At 70.4% G+C, this 18,451-nt stretch carries 13 protein-coding genes; 10 read left to right on the forward strand and 3 right to left on the reverse strand.

The features are described 5' to 3' along the window. Positions 1–155: 155 nt before the first annotated feature. Positions 156–1,223 carry a LacI family DNA-binding transcriptional regulator gene (locus tag BM393_RS20225; RefSeq protein ID WP_091731154.1) on the forward strand — a complete coding sequence of 356 codons (1,068 nt, stop codon included), beginning with the start codon at positions 156–158 and terminating at the stop codon, positions 1,221–1,223. A gap of 24 nt (positions 1,224–1,247) precedes the next feature. Here BM393_RS20225 and BM393_RS20230 read toward each other — a convergent pair whose 3' ends face one another. Then, the gene (locus BM393_RS20230; RefSeq protein WP_091731923.1) at positions 1,248–2,801 is read right to left on the reverse strand and encodes a tryptophan halogenase family protein; all 1,554 of its coding nucleotides are present in this window, start codon (positions 2,799–2,801) and stop codon (positions 1,248–1,250) included. A 228-nt stretch (positions 2,802–3,029) separates the two neighbouring features. Between BM393_RS20230 and BM393_RS20235 the strand changes: the two genes are divergently transcribed. The 6 genes from BM393_RS20235 (at position 3,030) to glk (ending at position 11,421) form a co-directional block, all read left to right on the forward strand. Then, on the forward strand, positions 3,030–5,483 hold the full coding sequence (locus tag BM393_RS20235; protein ID WP_091731157.1) for a TonB-dependent receptor: 2,454 nt from the start codon (positions 3,030–3,032) through the stop codon (positions 5,481–5,483). Between the two features lie 64 nt (positions 5,484–5,547). Next, positions 5,548–6,879: an ABC transporter substrate-binding protein gene (locus tag BM393_RS20240; RefSeq protein ID WP_217648478.1), complete on the forward strand. Its 1,332-nt coding sequence runs from the start codon at positions 5,548–5,550 to the stop codon at positions 6,877–6,879. Positions 6,880–6,891: 12 nt separating this feature from the next. Further along, positions 6,892–7,881: a carbohydrate ABC transporter permease gene (locus tag BM393_RS20245; protein WP_091731161.1), complete on the forward strand. Its 990-nt coding sequence runs from the start codon at positions 6,892–6,894 to the stop codon at positions 7,879–7,881. Further along, on the forward strand, positions 7,868–8,758 hold the full coding sequence (locus BM393_RS20250) for a carbohydrate ABC transporter permease (RefSeq protein WP_254783507.1): 891 nt from the start codon (positions 7,868–7,870) through the stop codon (positions 8,756–8,758). The genes BM393_RS20245 and BM393_RS20250 overlap by 14 nt, the downstream gene beginning before the upstream one ends. 144 nt (positions 8,759–8,902) lie before the next feature. Beyond that, the gene (locus tag BM393_RS20255) at positions 8,903–10,279 is read left to right on the forward strand and encodes a GH1 family beta-glucosidase (protein ID WP_091731166.1); all 1,377 of its coding nucleotides are present in this window, start codon (positions 8,903–8,905) and stop codon (positions 10,277–10,279) included. Positions 10,280–10,425: 146 nt separating this feature from the next. Then, positions 10,426–11,421 carry a glucokinase gene (gene glk, locus BM393_RS20260; protein WP_091731171.1) on the forward strand — a complete coding sequence of 332 codons (996 nt, stop codon included), beginning with the start codon at positions 10,426–10,428 and terminating at the stop codon, positions 11,419–11,421. Between the two features lie 201 nt (positions 11,422–11,622). On the opposite strand, the gene BM393_RS20265 is transcribed toward glk, so the two are convergent. Together BM393_RS20265 and BM393_RS20270 are read right to left on the reverse strand one after the other, a co-directional pair. Further along, on the reverse strand, positions 11,623–13,644 hold the full coding sequence (locus BM393_RS20265) for a M13 family metallopeptidase (protein ID WP_091731174.1): 2,022 nt from the start codon (positions 13,642–13,644) through the stop codon (positions 11,623–11,625). A 135-nt stretch (positions 13,645–13,779) separates the two neighbouring features. After that, entirely contained in the window at positions 13,780–14,757 is a 978-nt protein-coding gene (locus BM393_RS20270; protein ID WP_091731178.1) for a DMT family transporter, read from the reverse strand. A 136-nt stretch (positions 14,758–14,893) separates the two neighbouring features. Here BM393_RS20270 and BM393_RS20275 point away from each other — a divergent pair, with 136 nt between their 5' ends. From BM393_RS20275 to BM393_RS20285, 3 genes are all read left to right on the forward strand, one after another. Then, on the forward strand, positions 14,894–15,772 hold the full coding sequence (locus tag BM393_RS20275) for a LysR family transcriptional regulator (RefSeq protein ID WP_091731182.1): 879 nt from the start codon (positions 14,894–14,896) through the stop codon (positions 15,770–15,772). Between the two features lie 175 nt (positions 15,773–15,947). After that, the gene (locus BM393_RS20280) at positions 15,948–16,742 is read left to right on the forward strand and encodes an enoyl-CoA hydratase-related protein (RefSeq protein ID WP_091731937.1); all 795 of its coding nucleotides are present in this window, start codon (positions 15,948–15,950) and stop codon (positions 16,740–16,742) included. 132 nt (positions 16,743–16,874) lie between these two features. Next, entirely contained in the window at positions 16,875–18,398 is a 1,524-nt protein-coding gene (locus tag BM393_RS20285; protein ID WP_091731186.1) for a 3-hydroxyacyl-CoA dehydrogenase, read from the forward strand. Positions 18,399–18,451 lie beyond the last annotated feature (53 nt).

Consider the following 18,451-nt stretch of genomic DNA (forward strand, 5'->3'; position numbering starts at 1 on the left):
CCGTTGGTCCAAACCGGGGTCGCGCGAAGCGTGACCGAGTCCTCTCCGCGATGAGCGCTGCTCGTGCCCGAATTCGGGCCCCCAGGATCGCGGGCTGACCCTTCCCGCCGCGTCCGCTCCGATATGGCACAGTCAGGCGAGTTTTCCCCACCGCCATGCCGCCACCGAAACCCGCCACCATCATCGACGTCGCTCGCGAAGCTGGCGTTTCCATCAAGACGGTTTCCCGGGTGCTGAACCAGGAGCCGGGTGTCCACTCCGAAACCCGCGAGGCGGTGCTCAAGGTCGTGGCCGACCTCAAGTACCGGCCCAAGCAATCCGCCCGCAGCCTGGCGGGTGGGCGCTCCTTCCTGATCGGCCTGCTGTACTACGACCCGTCGGCAGCCTTCGTCGGCGGTGTTCAGCAGGGCGCGACGCTGCGCTGCCGCGAGGCTGGCTACCACCTCGTGGTCGAATCCCTCCACAACGACGCGCCCGACCTGGCGATGCAGGTCGACCGCATGGTGTCGGCGCTGCGGCCGGACGGGATGATCCTGACCCCGCCGCTGTGCGACAACCCGCAGGTGCTGTCCGCGCTGCGCGAGAGCCACACGCCATGCGTGCTGATCTCGCCCGCGGCCGACGAGCCCGACCATCCCAGCGTCCGCATGGACGACGTGCACGCGGCAGAGGAGATCACCAACCTGCTGATCAGCCTCGGTCACACGCGGATCGCGATCATCAAGGGCGCGAAGGACCAGGTTGCGTCCAAGCGCCGCTACCAGGGCTACCTGGCGGCGCTGAAGGCGCATCGGATCGCCCTTGACAAGGACCTGGTGGTGCAGGGCGACTTCACCTTCGACGCGGGCGTCGAGGCCGCCTACCAGCTGCTGAGCCGCCGCCAGCGCCCGACGGCCGTGTTCGCGAGCAACGACGACATGGCGCTGGGCGTGCTGGCCGCGGCGCAGCGGCTGGGCCTGTCGGTGCCGGGCGACCTCTCGATCGCGGGCTTCGACGACACGCCGGCGGCGGCGCGCGTCTGGCCGCCGCTGACCACGGTGCGCCAGCCGATGGACGACATGGCGCGCGCCGCGGTCGACCTGCTGATCGGCGCGCCGCGCGACGCGGATGCCGCAGCGCCCGTCAAGCCCAAGCACCACGTGCTGCCGCATGAACTGGTCGTGCGCGATTCCACCGCGGTACTGGGCGCCAAGGCGGCGCCGCGCGCGAAGAAGTCCAACTGAGCGATCGAAGGACCCGCCGCCCGATCAGGCGGCTCGCCGATCCGCGCGCGCGAGGATCTGCTCGATCAAGGTCCGATGCGGCGGCAGGTCCCGGAGCGCATGCGCCCCCAGCTGCGCGATCGCCGCGAATTCCCGCCGCGCCTCCTCGCCGCGATGGAGCGGCGCCATCCAGGCGCCGGGCTCGGTTTTGAATTCCATGCCGTAGAGCACGTACTGCCAGCTCGCGGGCAGGTACATCTCGACGTCGGTGATGAAGTCCAGCCGCTGCGGCGGTCGGCAGCGCCACATCGCCAGCTTCTCCTTCAGCGAATCGGTGAACGAGGCCGGATCCGCGTTGTCGCGCCAGAACGCGGTATCGGTGCGCTGCGTCAGGCCGTAATGCAGCTTGATGAAGTCGACGATGCGCTCATACCGCGCCTTCATGAACGCGTTGAAGTGGCGCGCGACCGGTGCGGTGTCGCCGTTGAACGGGAACAGCTGGCCGATCAGGTAGGCGGCGGTCTCGATCAGCCCGATGCCGGACGATTCCAGCGGCTCCAGGAACCCGCCCGCCAGGCCCACCGCCACGCAGTTCTTCACCCAGTGCGTCTCGCGATAACCGATGTCCAGCGTGAGCCGCCGCGGCGTCAATCCATCGGACGCCGGGCCGATGTAGCGGCGCAGCACCCGCTCGGCATCGGCATCGTCGCAATGGCGGCTGCTGTAGACATGCCCGATGCCGCGGCGCTCCTGCAGGCCGATGTCCCAGATCCAGCCGCTCTCCTGCGCGCTCGCGATCGTGTACGAGGCGATCGGCGCCTCGGGCCGCGCATACGGTACCTGCATCGCCAGCGCACGGTCGACGAAGAGCACGTCGCGCATCGAGCGGAACGGCGAGCCCAGCGCCTCGCCGATGAGCCGGGCGCGGAAGCCGCTGCAATCGATGTAGAGCCCGGCTGTCAGCGTGCCGGCCTCGCGGGTGTGCACCGCGGCGATCGCCCCCTGTTCATCGAGGTCGACGCGATCCACCGTCGCGATCACGCGTCGCACGCCCAGGGCCTGGCCGTGCGTGGCGAGCAAGGTCGCGAAGCGGCCCGCGTCGAAGTGATACGCATGGTTCAGCGGGCCGAGGTAGTCGCCGTCGGCGGCCCGCTTCGGCCCATGCCGCGCGTCGGCGACGGCCTTCTGCAGCGTGACCGCCTCGGCGAACGCGCGCGTCGGCCCGGCCTCGCCGGCGAGCCAGTACGGCAGCAGCTCCGGCGCGCCGGGACGCTGGCTGGGCTGGCTGAACGGATGGAAGTAGTGATCGGCGCCGGGCGTGCCGGGCGGCCGGACCCAGTGGTCGAAGCGGATGCCCTGCTTGTAGGTGGCGGAGCAGGCCTGGAGGAACTCCGCCTCGCCGATGCCGATCGCCGACAACGTCCCGCGGATGGACGGGAAGGTCCCCTCGCCGACACCGATGATGCCGATGTCGCTGGACTCGACCAGCGTGATGCGCACCCCGCCCTGCGCGGTGCCCAGCTGCCGCGCGAGGAAGGCGGCGGTCAGCCAGCCGGCCGTGCCGCCGCCGACGATGAGGATGTCCTGGATCGGGGTCATGAAGGTCTCCGGGTCGTTGTGGTGTGTGGACGACAACCCCGTATCCATGGGGGTCCTGGGCGTCGCAGGTCTTCGTAGGCGGACTACGGGTAAATGATAGGGGCCAAGATGACAACGATGTCAACCGACCCGTTGACAACGTTGTCATGACGCTCCTACGATGTATCGAAACTACAAGAACAACCCCGGATCAGAGCTTCACCTCGAGAGTCCACTGGAGACAACAACATGACCGACCGCCTCATCCGCCGGCCGCGCCTTGGCCTGGCTTCGCCCATTCAGATCGCCGTGCTGGCCCTGCTCGCCAGCGCTGCGCACGCCCAGTCCGCCGAGGCGCCCGCGCCGCAGGCCGAGACCTCTTCCACCGCTTCCACCGCCGCGACCGCTGCCGCCGACGGCAAGGACAGCAAGGCGCTGCCGCAGGTCGTGGTGACCGCGACCAAGCGCTCGACCTCGCTGCAGAAGACCCCGATTGCAGTGACAGCGATCAGCGCCTCGACGATCGAGGACAACCACGTCAAGAGCATGCTCGACGTGTTCAACCTCGTGCCCAGCATGCAGGGCACCGGGCAGGGTGACCACGGCATCGTCAGCATCACGCTGCGCGGCATCGGCAACGACTCGGCCAAGACCGAGTACGCCGACCCCGAAGTGGCGCTGTTCGTCGACGGCGTCTTCGCGCCGCGCCCCGAAGGCGCCGCCACGATGCTGTTCGACCTCGACGGCATCGAGGTCCTGCGCGGTCCGCAGGGCACGCTGTGGGGCCGCAACTCCACCGTCGGCACCATCAACATGAAGACGGCCAAGCCGGTGCTGAAGGACAGCTCCGGCTACCTGGAGGTCGGCACCGGCAGCTACAACCGCCTGGGCGCCAAGGGCGCGGTCAACATCCCGCTGAGCGACACGCTCGCGGCGCGCGTGGCCTTCATCCACGAGCAGCACGACGGCTACGTCGACTACCAGAAGCCCACGCAGTACACGCTCGCGCAGCAGCAGGCGGCCTACAACGCGGGCAACACGGCCGGCAACTTCCCGGCCTTCCAGCCGATCAACTACAACCTGTTCGTCACCGGCGGCCCGAAGTACAACGCCCAGGACCAGACCGCCGCGCGCCTGAGCTTCCTCTGGCAGCCGGTCAAGACCTTCCGCTGGGACCTGTCGCTGGAGCAGTTCGCCGATCGCGGCACGCCGGCGATGAGCCTGATGCAGACGCCGCGCGCCGGCGAGAAGCTGTGGTCCGCGCTGATCGACACCGCGCCCTCGCTCAAGCGGGACTCCACCTCGATCCGCAGCCGCATGGAATACGACATGGGCGGCATGGCGCTGGCCTACGTCGCGGGCTACACGAGCTTCAAGGGCTCGGGCACCTACGACCAGGACTTCGGCGTGAACATGCCGACCAGCTTCACCACCGGCGCGACGCACCAGGAAGACAACACCGTCTGGACGCGCTACCGCAGCCAGAGCCATGAAGTGACGCTGCAGAGCACGCAGAAGCAGACCATCGACTGGGTGCTGGGCCTGTACTACGCGGCCGAGGACAACGGCATCCGCTTCGACATCCCGATCATGAACGGCACCCAGCAGGGCACCGTCAACTGGCAGGGCTCGTTCATCCAGCCCAAGGAGACCGTCGATTCCAAGGCCGCCTTCGGCCAGGCGACCTGGAACCTGACCGATGCGCTGCACCTCACCGGCGGCCTGCGCTACACCCATGACGACCGCAAGAACGTCGGCGGTCGCGGCTGGTTCTGGGCCGGCAACGCCGCCGCGCCGCAGATCCCGCTGAACCCGACGATCGACCCGACCGATCCGGCCAACGGCTACAGCGCCGGCAACATCAACGATGCCCATTACAAGGGCAGCAAGACCACCTGGCTGGCGCGCGCGACCTACGACCTGAGCAAGGACGCGATGGCCTACGCCAGCGTGTCGACCGGCTACAAGTCGGGCGGCACCGGCGACGGCGGCCTGCCCTACGGGCCGGAGACGCTGACCAACTACGAGGTCGGCTACAAGACCTCGCTGCTGGACGGTCGCATGACCTTCAACATCAGCGCGTACCACATGAAGTTCAAGGACTTCCAGTTCAGCGCGCCGGTGATCGTCAACGGCAACCGCCAGTTCGCCTACTCCAACGCCGAAGGCGCCAAGGTCTCCGGCCTGGAGATCGAGACCGCCTGGATGATCACCAACGACGACAAGCTGCAGCTGTCGGCCTCGTACACCAAGACCAAGCTGGGCCAGCTGGTGGCGGCGTCCAACGACTACCAGCTGCCGGTCTGCACCGAGCCGAACCTGACCGGCAACTGCCTGAACGTCACCGGCAACGAGCTGCCGCACGCGCCCAAGGTCGCCATCCAGCTGATGTACGAGCATGTGTTCCCGCTCGCCAACGGCGACCAGGTCGCGCCGCGCATCAGTTACCACTACCAATCGGCGAACTGGCTGTCGGTCTTCAACCTCGGCGACGGCGATCGCCAGAAGGCCTACTCGACCGCCGACATCGCGGTGCGCTACTCGTCGAAGAAGAACTGGTACGTCGACGCCTTCGTGCGCAACGTCTCGGACGAGAAGATCAAGACCAGCGCCGGCAGCTCGGGCAGCTTCGCCAATCCGATCTGGACCGCGCAGTACGCCGCGCCGCGCACCTTCGGCCTGAACGCGGGCTACAACTTCTGAGCCCTCGGGCCCGGTTGTTCTCTGCTCCGTCCGCTGCCCCGAGTCTCCCGCGCAGGTCCCGTCGATGGTCACCCCCGATGCCACCGACGACCGCGCGAGGGCCGAGGGACTGGCGGGCACGCTGACCCGGCGCTCGGCGGCCGGCGCGCTGCTGGCCGCCGGGCTGTCCGCCGCCATGCCGGCGGCGGCGCAGACCCCCGCGACGCGCGCACCGGCCTCGGTGCTGCGCGTCGCCACCTTTCCCGACCTCGACCGAGCCGCGATCGCCGCGGCGCCGCGTTGGCGCGCGCGCCATCCGGAGGTCGAGCTCAAGCTGCTGTCGATGCAGTACGCCGATCACCACCTGTCGATGACGACGGCGCTGGCGACCGGCTCCGGCCTGCCCGACGTGATGGCGATCGACCTGCGCTACATCGGCAAGTTCGCCGGCTCGGGTGGTTTCGTCGATCTCAACCAGGCGCCGTACCTGGCCGCGTCGCATGCGGATGACTACGTCCGCTTCGCGATGGCGCAGGGCGCCGGACCCGGCGGCACGCAGGTGGCGATTCCGGCCGACATCGGCCCCGGCACGCTGATCTACCGCAAGGACCTGCTCGACCGCGCCGGCGTCAGCGAGGCCGAGATCACCCGCGACTGGTCCGCCTACCTGTCCGCCGGCGAGCGCCTGCGCAAGGCCACCGGCGCCTACCTGATGGCCGACGCCGCCGACCTGCGCGACATCGCGCTGCGCCAGGGCCTGCGCGATGGCGAGGGCCTGTACTTCGACGCCGACGGCCGCGTGCTGGTCGAGTCGGCGCGCTTCCGCCAGGCCTTCGAGCTCGGCCGCGCCGCGCGCCGCGCCGGCCTCGATGCCCGCGCGATCGCCTGGACCAACGACTGGGCGGCGGGCTTCAAGCAGGGGCGCATCGCCACCCAGATGATCGGCGCCTGGCTCGTCGGCCAGCTGCGCAACTGGATCGCGCCCGCGACCTCGGGCCTGTGGCGCTCGGCGCCGCTGCCCGGCGGCGTGCGCGCGGCCTACGGCGGCTCCTTCTATGCGATCCCGAAGAAGGCGGCCAACAAGGCGGCCGCGTGGGACTTCATCCGGCTGATGACGGCCGATGCCGAGGTGCAGCGCGAGAGCCTGAAGGCGCTCGACAGCTTCCCGGCGATGCGGGCGGTGCTGGACGACCCGGTGATGGACGAGCCGATCGCGTTCCTCGGTGGGCAGCGCGCGCGCCAGCTGTGGCGCGAGACCGCGGTGCGCATTCCCGCGATCCCGGTCAACCGCTTCGACGCGCTCGCGACGACGGTGATCCGCGACGAGTTCGAACGCGTCATCGCCCGTGGCAAGGCCATTCCCGAGGCGCTGGCCGACGCCCGCCGCCTGATCGAGCGCCGCGCGCGCCGTCGCTGAGGAGCCGCACCCATGTCCGCGCCACCACGCGACTCCCGCCCGCGCCGCCTGCCGGCGCTGCGCTCGCGCCGGATCGCGCCCTACCTGTTCATCGCGCCGTTCTTCGCGCTGTTCCTGGTGTTCGGCCTGTTCCCGCTGCTGTTCTCGATCTACCTGTCGCTGCAGCAGTGGAACCCCGCCGACGGCCTGCACACGATGCACTGGGTCGGACTCGAGAACTACGGCTATGCGCTCACCGACCCGTGGTTCTGGGATGCGCTCTACAACACCGCCTGGTTCGCGCTGGTGTCGGGGCTGCCGCAGCACCTGGTGGCGGTGCCGCTGGCCTTCTTCATCCACCGCCGCTTCAAGCGCGGCCGCGACCTGGTCGTCGGCGCCTATTTCGTCCCGTACATCACCTCCAGCGTCGCGATCGCGCTGATCTTCACGACGCTCTACTCGAAGGACTACGGCCTGATCAACGCGGCGCTGGCGGAGCTGACGCGCATCCCGTTCATCGGCAGCCCGCTGGCCTCGTTGACCGCGCTGCGGGAGGGCGGCATCGACTGGCTCGGCGACGCCGACGTCACCCGGCCGGCCGTCGCCTTCGTCGTGTTCTGGCGCTACCTGGGCTGGAACCTGGTGCTCTACCTGTCGGCGCTGCAGGTCATCGACAAGGACCTCTACGAGGCCGCGACGCTGGATGGCGCGAGCGAGTGGCAGCAGTTCCGCCATGTCACGCTGCCGCTGCTCAAGCCGATGATGTTCTTCGCGGTGACGCTGACGATCATCGGCAACCTGCAGCTGTTCGAGGAGCCCTTCATCCTGGTGGACGGCGAGAAGGGCGTGGCCTCGTCGGTGATGACGACGGCGATCTTCATGTACCGCACGGCCTTCTCCGACGGCGACTTCGGCACCGCCTCGGCGATGTCCTGGCTGATGTTCGTGCTGATCGCCGCGCTGACCTGGCTCAACGCGAAGCTGTTCGGCCGCGACCCGGGAGGCCGCCATGGCGCGCGCTGACGGCCTGCCGATGCGGCCCGCGCCGACGCGCGACGGCCGCGCGACGCGCGCCCGCCGCCCCGCGGGCCGGCCCTGGCTCGCCTGGGGCCTGGTGATCGTGGGCGCGCTGGTGCTGGTCTCGCCGCTGTACTTCACCTTCGTCTTCGCGACGCAGGACCGCGCGGCCATCTTCGACACGCCGCCGCCGCTGTGGTTCGGCGACGCGGCAGGGTCCAACCTGCGGCTGCTGCAGGAGCGGCTGCCGTTCTGGCGCAACCTGGGCATGAGCCTGTACGTCGCGTCGATGACGACGGCGCTGAACCTGCTGCTGTGCTCGCTGGCCGGCTACGCCTTCGCGATCTACGAGTTCCGCTTCAAGCGCGCGCTCTTCGCGATCGTGCTGGGCTCGATGATGCTGCCGGCCTTCCTGCACATGATCCCGAGCTTCATGGTCATGGACGCGCTGGGCTGGATCGACGAGCCGCGCGCGCTCTACGTGCAGGCGGCCGCCAACGCGCTGGGCATCTTCCTGATGCGGCAGTACATCGGCTCGGCCATCCCGCCGGACCTGATCGACGCCGCGCGCATCGACGGCTGCGGCGAGTTCCGCATCTTCTGGTCCATCGTGCTGCCGCTGCTCAAGCCCGCGCTGGGCACGCTGGGCCTGATCACCTTCATCGCGAGCTGGAACAACTTCGTCGCGCCGCTGGTCGTGATGCGCTCGGCCGAGCACTACACGCTGCCGCTGGCGCTGCGCTCGATGCAGGCCCCCAACAACACCGAATGGGGCGCGCTGATGATGGGCAGCGCCATCGCGATGCTGCCGCTGTTGGTGGCCTACCTCTTCAGCGCCCGGCGGCTGGTCGCCGGGCTGACCTCCGGCGCCGTGCGCGGCTGACCGGCCTCGCCGCCCAGTGACCCCCTCGCCATGACCACCGCCCCGACACCCACCGGACCCGCGACGCCCCCGGCGCTCCCGCCGGCCGGGGACCCTCGCGGCGCCCCTCTTTCCACGATTCCCACGACCACGACGCTGAACACCATGAACGCGAACGACGCCACCCCCGCCGCCGACACCGCCACCTTCCGCGCGCTGATCCAGTCGCTGCCCGCGGACTTCCAGTGGGGCTCCGCGACCAGCGCCGCGCAGATCGAGGGCGCCGGCCGCGAGGACGGCAAGGGCGAGTCCATCTGGGACCGTTTCTGCGCCCAGCCGGGCCGCATCAAGGACGGCTCCAACATCGACGTCGCCTGCGACCATTACCGCCGCTATCCGGAGGACGTGAAGCTGATGCGATGGCTGGGCCTGGACGCCTACCGCTTCTCGTTCTCCTGGCCGCGGGTGCAGCCGCTGGGCCGCGGCGCCTGGAACGAGGCCGGCTTCGATTTCTACGACCGCCTGATCGACGAGCTGCTCCAGGCCGGCATCAAGCCCAACGCGACCCTGTACCACTGGGACCTGCCGCAGGCGCTGGACGACTCGATCGGCGGGCTGCTGTCGTGCGAGGTGGTGCCGCTGTTCGCCGACTATGCCGCCGAGATCGCGCGCCGCTTCGGCGACCGGCTGGCGACGATCGCCACGCTGAACGAGCCGTGGTGCTCGGCGACGCTGGGCTACGAGACCGCGCAGTTCGCGCCCGGCCACACGAACCGCGCCGAGGCCTACCAGGTCTCGCACCACCTGCTGATGATGCATGGCGCCGCGATGCAGGCCATGCGCGCGGTGGGCTCGAAGGCGCAGCTGGGCATCGTGCTCAACCACACGCCGTCCTTCCCGGCCGACCCGCTCAGCGAGGAGGACCGCCGCGCCGCGCGCATCGACGACGGCACCAACGTGCGCTGGTACATGGACCCGGTGTTCCGCGGCCAGTACCCGGCTGACATCGTGGAGTACCTCGGCGCCGACGCGCCGCGCGTGCAGGACGGCGACCTGGCGCTGATCCAGCAGCCGCTGGACTTCCTGGGCATCAACTTCTACACCCGCAGCGTGCTCAACGGCCGCCAGCAGTTCGTGACGCCGCCCGGGGAACTGGGCTTCACCGACATGGGCTGGGAGATCTATCCGCAGGCGCTGACCCAGCACCTGCTGCGCATCACCCGCGAGTACACGCCGCCGCCGCTGGTCATCACCGAGAACGGCATGGCCAATGCCGACAGCATCGTCGACGGCCGCGTGCCCGACGCGGCGCGCATCGCCTACCTGCGCGGCCACCTCGAGGCGCTGGCCCAGGCGGTGGCGCTGGGCGCCGACGTGCGAGGCTACTTCTACTGGAGTCTGCTCGACAACTTCGAATGGAACTCGGGCTACCAGAAGCGCTTCGGCCTGTTCCACGTCGACTACGCGTCGCAGCAGCGCCTGGCCAAGGACAGCGCCCACTGGTACCGCGACGCGATCGCGGCCTTCAAGGCCGGGCGTTGAGCGCCAGGGGCTAAACATCGGGCGCGGCGTCACCGTCCGGCCCGACGCCGGGGCGGACTGTGGCAGCATCCGGGGCTTTCGCGCGCGGGGCGGGCACGGCTCCTGCCGCGTCGCGGAACGGAGGCATCGGTGAAGGAGCAGAAGGCATGAGTCAGGGCGGAACGGCGCCAATGCGGTTGCTGGCGGACGTGGGCGCGACGCATGTGCGCTTCGCCAGCCAGGGCGGTGCGGCGGAGCCGCTGCAACACGTCGCGCGCTACGTGTGCCGCGACTTCGACACGCTCGCGGACGCGATCTTCTATCACCTGCATCGCGAGGGCCTGCCCCGTCCGCGCAGCTGCGCGATCGGCATCGCCACCGCGGTCACCGGCGACCATGTCCGCATGACCAACCACCACTGGAGCTTCTCCACGCGGGCGCTGCAATCGGCGCTGGGCGCGGAGCGGGTCCTGGTGATCAACGACTTCACCGCGCTGGCGCTGGCGCTGCCGGTGCTGGGACCGCAGTCGATGCGCAAGGTCGGCGGCGGCGAGCCGGTGGCCGGCGCGGCCAAGGGACTGGTCGGGCCCGGGACCGGGCTCGGGGTGTCGGGGCTGCTGCGGTCCGACGACGGCGCCACGCAGGTCGCGGTCGGCGGGGAGGGCGGGCACGCCACGCTGTCGTCCTACGAGCCCGAGGAGCGGGCCGTGCTCGACCTGCTGCACCGGCGCTTCGGGCATGTGTCGGCGGAGCGGGCGGTGTCGGGGCCTGGCCTGGAAAACCTCTACATGGCGCTGGCCGAGCTGCGCGGGCTCAAGCTCGCCCCCGGCGAAGGCCGCGTCGCGCCGGCGATCACGGCGGCGGCGCTGGCGGGCGAGCCCTTCAGCAGCGAGGTCGTCACCATGTTCTGCGCGCTGCTGGGCGACATCGCCGGGCATGTCGCGCTCACGCTGGGCGCGCGCGGTGGGCTCTACATCGGCGGCGGCATCGTGCCGCGACTGGGCGAGTGGTTCGACCGCAGCCCGTTCAGGGCGCGCTTCGAGTCCTGCGGCCGGCTGACGTCCTATTTGCGGGCGATCCCGACCTACGTCGTGCAGGAGGCGGATCAGGCGCCGTTGCTCGGGGCCAGTCGGGCGCTGGATCGGGATGTGCTGACGCACTGAGGTCAGCTGGCGCTGAGACCGCCTACCTGCGCCGACCAGCGCGTTGGCCGCCAGGGCGCAGGATTCCCGCGGCAAGCGCCGGAACCCCGCGCCCTGCCGTCCCCGATCACCGGCTCACTGCGCTGGGGCGGTGGCGGGCGGGGGGCTGGGCTCTGAAATGAAAAAAGCGGCCGGGATGGCCGCTTTGTCGGGAGGTCCGGGTTACCAGATCCGGATGCGGTCCTCGCTGGGCTTGAACATCTTGTCGCCCGGCTTGGTCTTGAAGGCCTCGTGGAAGCCGTCGTGGTTGACGGCGGCGCCGTTGGCGCGGAACTCCGGCGGGGAATGCGGGTCGATGGTCAGGAGCTGCAGCTTGCGCTCTTCGCGCGCCTTCTCTCGCCAGGCCTGCGACCAGCCCATGAAGAAGCGCTGCTCGCCGGTGTAGCCGTCGATGACCGGCGCCGGCTTGCCGCCCAGTGAGCGCAGGTAGGCCTTGTAGGCGATCTGCAGGCCCGACAGGTCGGCGATGTTCTCGCCCAGCGTCAGCTTGCCGTTGAGGTGCTTGCCCGGGATCGGCTCGTAGCCCTCGTACTGCGCGACCAGCTTCGCGCCGATGGCGTCGAAGGCCTTGCGGTCGTCGTCGGTCCACCAGTTGCGGAGCTTGCCGTCGCCATCGAACTGGCTGCCCTGGTCGTCGAAGCCGTGGCTGATCTCATGCCCGATGACCGCGCCGATCGCGCCGTAGTTCACCGCGTCGTCGGCCTTCGTGTTGTAGAAGGGCGGCTGCAGGATGGCGGCGGGGAAGACGATCTCGTTGAGGGTCGGGTTGTAGTAGGCGTTGACCGTCTGCGGCGTCATCAGCCACTCGCGGCGATCGACCGGCTTGCTGGCCTTGGCGGCCTGGCGCTTCCACTCGAAGGTGGCCGCGCGCAGGTTGTTGCCCACCGGGTCGCCAGCCTTGACCTCCAGCGCGCCGTAGTCGCGCCAGACATCGGGGTAGCCGATCTTGACCATGTACTTGGACAGCTTGTCCTGGGCCTGCGCCTTGGTGGCGGGCGTCATCCAGCTGAGCTTGTCGATGGACTCCTTGTAGGAGGCCAGCAGGTTGTTGACCAGCTGCAGCATCCGGGCCTTGTCGGCGGCCGGGAAGTAGCGCTTGACGTAGACCTCGCCGACCGCCTCGCCGAGCGCGCCGTTGACGTTGCCCACCGCCTGCTGCCAGCGCGGCAGCGGGCTCTTCGCGCCGGTCAGTGCCGCGCCGTGGAACTGGAAGTGGGCGTCGCGGTAGACCTTGGGCAGCGTCGACGCATTGGCGTCGATGGCGCGGAAGCTGAGGTAGAGCTTGAGGTCCTCCAGCGGTGCCTCGCCCAGGAGCTTGGCCGCGCCGGTGAGGTAGCTCGGCTGCGAGGCGGACAGCTTGTCCAGGCCCGGCAGGGAGGCCCCGGTGAAGAAGGCGTTCCAGTCGAAGCCCGGCGCCTTCTGCGCCAGCTCGGCCGGCGTCATCGGGTTGTAGGTCTTCTGCGGATCGCGCAGCGAGACCTTGTCCCACTGCACCTCGGCCAGACGCTCCTCGAGCGCCAGCACCCGCTGCGCGCTGCCGGCCGGATCGGCGATGCCGGCGGCCTTGGCCAGCGTCTGCAGGTAGTCGAGGTAGGCGGCGCGGGCCTTGGCCAGGCGCTCGTCGTCCTTCTTGAGGTAGTAGTCGCGGTCGGGCAGGCCCAGGCCGCCCTGCCAGGTCTGCAGGCGGTTGATGGTGGGGTCCTGGTAGTCGGCCTCGATGCCCAGCGGCACCGGGGTGTCGAGGACACCGGTCTGCGCGCCCAGCCAGGTCGCGAGCTGCGTGCGCGTCTGGATCGCGGCGATGCTGTCCAGCAGCGGCTTGATCGGGGCCAGGCCAGCCTTGTCGATCGCCGCGGTGTTCATGTAGGCGGCGTAGTAGTCGCCGATCTTCTGCTCGACGCTGCCGCCCTGGGCCTTCTTCTTCGACAGGTCCTCGATGATGGCGCGGGCACGCTTGTCGGAGAGGTCCGCCAGCAGGTGGAAGGCGCCGTAGGAGGCCTTGTCCGCGGGGATCTCGGTGGTCGACAGCCAATGGCCGTTGGCGGCGCGGAACAGGTCGTCCTGGGGACGCACGGTCTTGTCGTAGCCCTTCAGGTCGAGGCCCGATTGCGGCTGCGCCGCCATCGCGAGGCCGCTCAGCTGCATCAGCAGGGCGAGGGTGGTGAGGCGGAGGACGTTCTTCATCGCAAGCAGATCTGGAGTGCGGGCCGGGCCCGTCGGAGCCGGAAGCCTATGCCACAAGGCAGACCCGTGACAAAAGCCATGAGGCCGCTTGTGGCGGCCGTCGCACCGGGGCTTTCCAGCTTGCCGGCAGGCCCTTCAAGTGGCTGGACAACGCCTGTCGGCACCGGTCGCCGCCCGCGTCTTCACGCCCTCTTGAGGCGTGGGGCGCGCGGCCGGCGCGGGAGCGCGCGTGCTCAGGGTCAGCGCCGTGATCACCAGCGCCGCGCCGATCCACTCCTGCGCCGCCGGATGCTGGCCGAGCGCGACGCTCATCAGCAGCGCCGACACCGGCACGCCATTGAGGAACAGCGTGCCGCGCGACGCGCCGAGTTGCCGCACGCCGAAGTTGAAGGCCACGACCGCGGCGACAGTGGGCACCGCGGCGATGTAGAGCAGGTGCGGCGCGACCGGCGTCAGGTCCTGCCAGGTGGGCGCGTTGACCCAGCCACCGGCCGTCATGGCGACGGCGAAGAGCAGTTGCCACGGCAGCGCCGCGATCGCGGTCAGGCCGGTGTATTCCAGCGGGCTCAGCGTGGGGAGCCGGGCCGCGCCGCGGGTGTAGAGCACCCAGCCGATCGTGCCCAGCAGCGTCAGCGCGTCGCCCAGCAGCATGTGGGGCGGACCGTCGCCGCGGCCGAGCACGCCCGACACCATCACCACGCCGCCCAGCGCCAGCACCGCCGCGCCGGCCACGCCCAGGCCCGGCCGGTGGCCGTCCAGCAGCCAGCGCAGCAGGATCGTCGTCATCGGCATCGTGGCCATCAGCACCGCGCCGTGCGAGGGCAGGGACAGCTTCAGGCCCTCCAGCACCAGCACGCCGAAGAAGCCGTAGCCCAGCACGCCGTGGCCGGTGAGCGTGCCCCAGTGCGTCCTCAGCTTGTCCCAGGGGCGCTGGCCGAAGCGCATCACCAGCAGCGTCATGCCGACGCCGGCCAGCAGGTAGCGGACCGCGGTGAACCAGACCGGATCCAACCGTCCCAGCACCGGCTTGCCGACGAGGAACAGGCTGCCCCAGGAAATCGCCGCGAACAGCATCGCGACGGTGGCGGCAATGGGAGAGGAGGTGGGCGTCATGGCGACCGGCCTTCTTGGCAACTGCGATGGAGGGCAGTCTGGGCGCCGCCCCGCGCGCGGTCCATGCGCTTGTTTGGAACAGGCGTTTGAAGAATCCGAACGCCGCCGGCCCGGCGGCTGGTCACAATCCCGCCCCATGGAGCTGTACCAGCTGAAGAGCTTTCTGGCCGTCGTGGCCGAACGGAACCTGACCCGCGCCGCGGAGAAGGTGTTCACCAGCGTGCCCGCCGTCAGCGCGCAGATCAAGGCGCTGGAGGAGGAGCTGGGCGTGCAGCTGTTCGAGCGCAGCTCGCGCGGCATGACGCTGACGACCGCCGGCGAGAAGCTGGCCGAGGAGGCGCGCCGCACGCTCGACGCGGCGCAGCGCCTGCGCCAGGCCGCCGCGCAGATCCGTGGCGAGGTGCAGGGGCGGCTGCGCATGGGCACCGTCACCGACCCGCTGGCGCTGCGCCTGGGCGAGGTGCTGGTGAAGCTGGCGGAGCGCCATCCCGGCATCGGGCTGCAGCTGATGCAGCGCCTGTCGCTGCACAGCGTGCAGGCGCTGCGCCGCGGAGAGGTCGACTGCGCTTACGTGCTCTACGACGGCGAGGCGGCCGACGGGCTGGTGGTCGAGCGCCTGCGCCGGATGGAGCTGGCCGTGGCGGTGCCGCGCCGCTTCGCCGACCGGGAGTGGCCGGTGTCGCGGGAGGCGCTGCTGTCGCTGCCCTGGATCGGCACGCCGCCCGACTGCGGTTTGCGTCCGGCCGCCGAGCGGCTGTTCCAGAGCGCCGGCCGCGAGCCGCCGCACAGCCTGATGGCGGAGACCGAGGCCGCCGTGCGTGGCATGGTCGCCAGCGGCCTGGGCGCCGCAGTGCTACGCAAGGACCAGGCGCAGGCGGCGGTCGACGCCGGCGAGCTGCGCATCTGGCCGCATTGGCAGGACGAGACCTGGCTGTGCTGGCTCCAGCAGGAACAGGCCGAGGACCACGCGCTGCAGGCGCTGCGCGAACTGGTGCACGAGGTCTGGCAGGACTGATCCCGCCGTGGCGTCCGATGCGTCGCCATCCTTCTGAGGCCCACCGGGGCGCTCCCCGCCCATGCCAAGCCGCGGCACGGAGGGTCCGGGCGGTCGTCAGGGGCTTTTTCGACCGACCGGTCGGGCTGCGATACTCCGCCGATCACAAGGAGACTCGCACGTGGAAACCCTGCAGATGGCGACCGATGCGCGCGGCGTGACGCGCGTGACGATGAACCGGCCCGAGGTGTTCAACGCCTTCGACGAGGCCATGATCGCGGACCTCGACGCCGCCTTCGACCGCCTGGGCCGGGACCCCGCCGTGCGGATCGTCGTGCTCGAAGGTGCGGGCAAGGCCTTCAGCGCCGGCGCCGACCTCCAGTGGATGAAGCGCGCGTCGGAAGCGACGCAGGATTGGAACGTCGAGGACGCGCGCCGCTTCGCCGCCATGCTGGACCGCATCGCGCGCTGCCCCAAGCCGACGATCGCCAAGGTCCACGGCGTGGCGCTGGGCGGCGGCGTGGGCCTGACCCTCGCCTGCGACATCGCCGTCGCCGCGGCGGGCGCGCAGTTCGCGGTCAGCGAGGCGCGCTTCGGCATCCTGCCGTCGGTCATCGGTCCCTATGTGATCAATGCCGTCGGCCCGCGCGAGGCGCGCCGGCTCGCGCTCACCGCCAGCCGCATTCCCGCCGCCGAGGCGCTGCGCATCGGCCTGCTGCACGAGGTCGTGGAGAGCGACGCTGCCGGCGGGCTCGATGCGGCCGTCGAGCGCTGGGTCGCGGAGCTGTTGATGAACGGCCCGCAGGCGCAGGCCGAGATCAAGGCGCTGTTCGCGCAACTCGACGTGGGGCCGGTGGACGGCGAGGTGCGTGAACTCACCGCGCAGACCATCGCCCGCGTGCGCATGGGGGCCGAAGCCAAGGAAGGCTTCGCGGCCTTCCTGGGCAAGCGCCCCGCTGCCTGGGTGCCGAAGACCGACGCGGCGTCCTGACCTCAGGATCGATCGCCGGATGCGCGCGGCCAGCATTCGGGGTCCGGCCTCGGGTGCCCCGGCGCTGACGCCCGCGGGACTGACGCGCAGCGGCCACGCGCACAAGATTCGAAACAGATGATGGAGACAGCAATGACGGCATCGACGGGAACCTGGCGCATCGCGAGCGCCGACGCGGCGCGGGCACCGGTGGCGGTGATCGGCGCCGGCGTGATGGGCGCGGGCATCGCGCAGGTGGCGGCGCAGGCGGGCCATCCGGTCCGGCTGATGGACCTGCGCGAAGGCGCCGCCGCGGCGGCGATCGCCCAAATCGGCAAGGCGCTCGACGGCTTGGTGGCGAAGGGCCGCATGGAACAAGACGCGCGCGACGCGGTGCTGGCGCGCCTGTCGCCGGCGGCCTCGACCGCGGAGCTGGCGGACGCCGCGCTCGTCATCGAGGTGATCGTCGAGAAGCTCGAACCCAAGCAGGCGCTGCTGCGCGAGCTCGACGCGCTGCTGCCGCCCGATGCGCTGATCGCGTCCAACACCTCGTCGATCAGCATCACCGCGCTGGCCAACGGCATGGCGAACCCGCGCCGGCTCGTCGGCATGCACTTCTTCAACCCGGTGCCGCTGATGAAGCTGGTCGAGGTCGTCTGGGGCGCGGAGACGGATGCCTCCGCCGCGCGGGCGATCGAGGCGCTGTCGCGCCGCTGGGGCAAGACGCCGGTGCATGCGAAGTCGACGCCCGGCTTCATCGTCAACCGCATCGCGCGCCCGTATTACGCAGAGACGCTGCAGCTGCTGCAGGAGCAGGCCGGCAGTCCGGCCCAGCTCGATCGCGCGCTGCGCGGCGCCGGCTTCCGCATGGGGCCTTGCGAGCTGATGGACTTGATCGGCCACGACACCAACTACCTGGTCACGCAGTCGGTCTTCGAGGCCAACTTCGGCGACAAGCGCTATCAGCCTTCGCTGGTGCAGAAGGCGCTCGTCGATGGCGGCCGCCTCGGGCGCAAGGCGGGGAAGGGCTTCTACGAGGGCACGCCCGAGAACGCCGCGGCCGTCGCGGTGATCGATGGCGACGTCGGCGCGGTGACCTTGTCGGGTCGCGGCCCGCTGGTGGAGCTGCTGGGCGACTGGATGGCGACCCGAGGCCTCACGTTCGAGCGCGACGAGACGGCCGACTGGCAGGGCGTCGCGGTCGAAGGCGTCCAGCTGCATTTCACGCGCGGACGCTGCGCCGCACAGCTCGCGCGGGAGCGCAGCCAACCCGGCCTCGCGGTGATCGATTGGCCGCTCGCGCCCGATCGGATCGAGGGGCTGGCGATCGCCTTCGGGCCGCGCGTGGACAACGTCCAGCAGACCCATGCCGAGACGCTGCTGCGGCGCCTCGGCTGGGAGCCGCTGGTGCTGCGCGACGTGCCGGGCCTGGCCGTCGCCCGCACGATCGCGATGCTGATCAACGAGGGCGCCGATGCCGTCTGGCAGGGCGTCTGCGACGAGGCCGGCGCGGACACCGCGATGAAGCTGGGCGTGAACTATCCCGCCGGGCCCTTCGAGTGGCTCGCGCAACTGGGTGCGCCGCTCGTGGTCGATGCGCTCGCGGGGCTCTTCGAGGCCTATCGCAGCGAGCGGTACCGGATCAGCCCGCTGCTGCGCCAGCGTCTCTGGGCCTGAACGCGACCCTGTCGGTCCGGAAATGAAAAAGCGCCCCTCGGGGCGCTTCTTCG

It is taken from the genome of Mitsuaria sp. PDC51, assembly GCF_900113225.1.
Lineage (GTDB): Bacteria > Pseudomonadota > Gammaproteobacteria > Burkholderiales > Burkholderiaceae_C > Roseateles.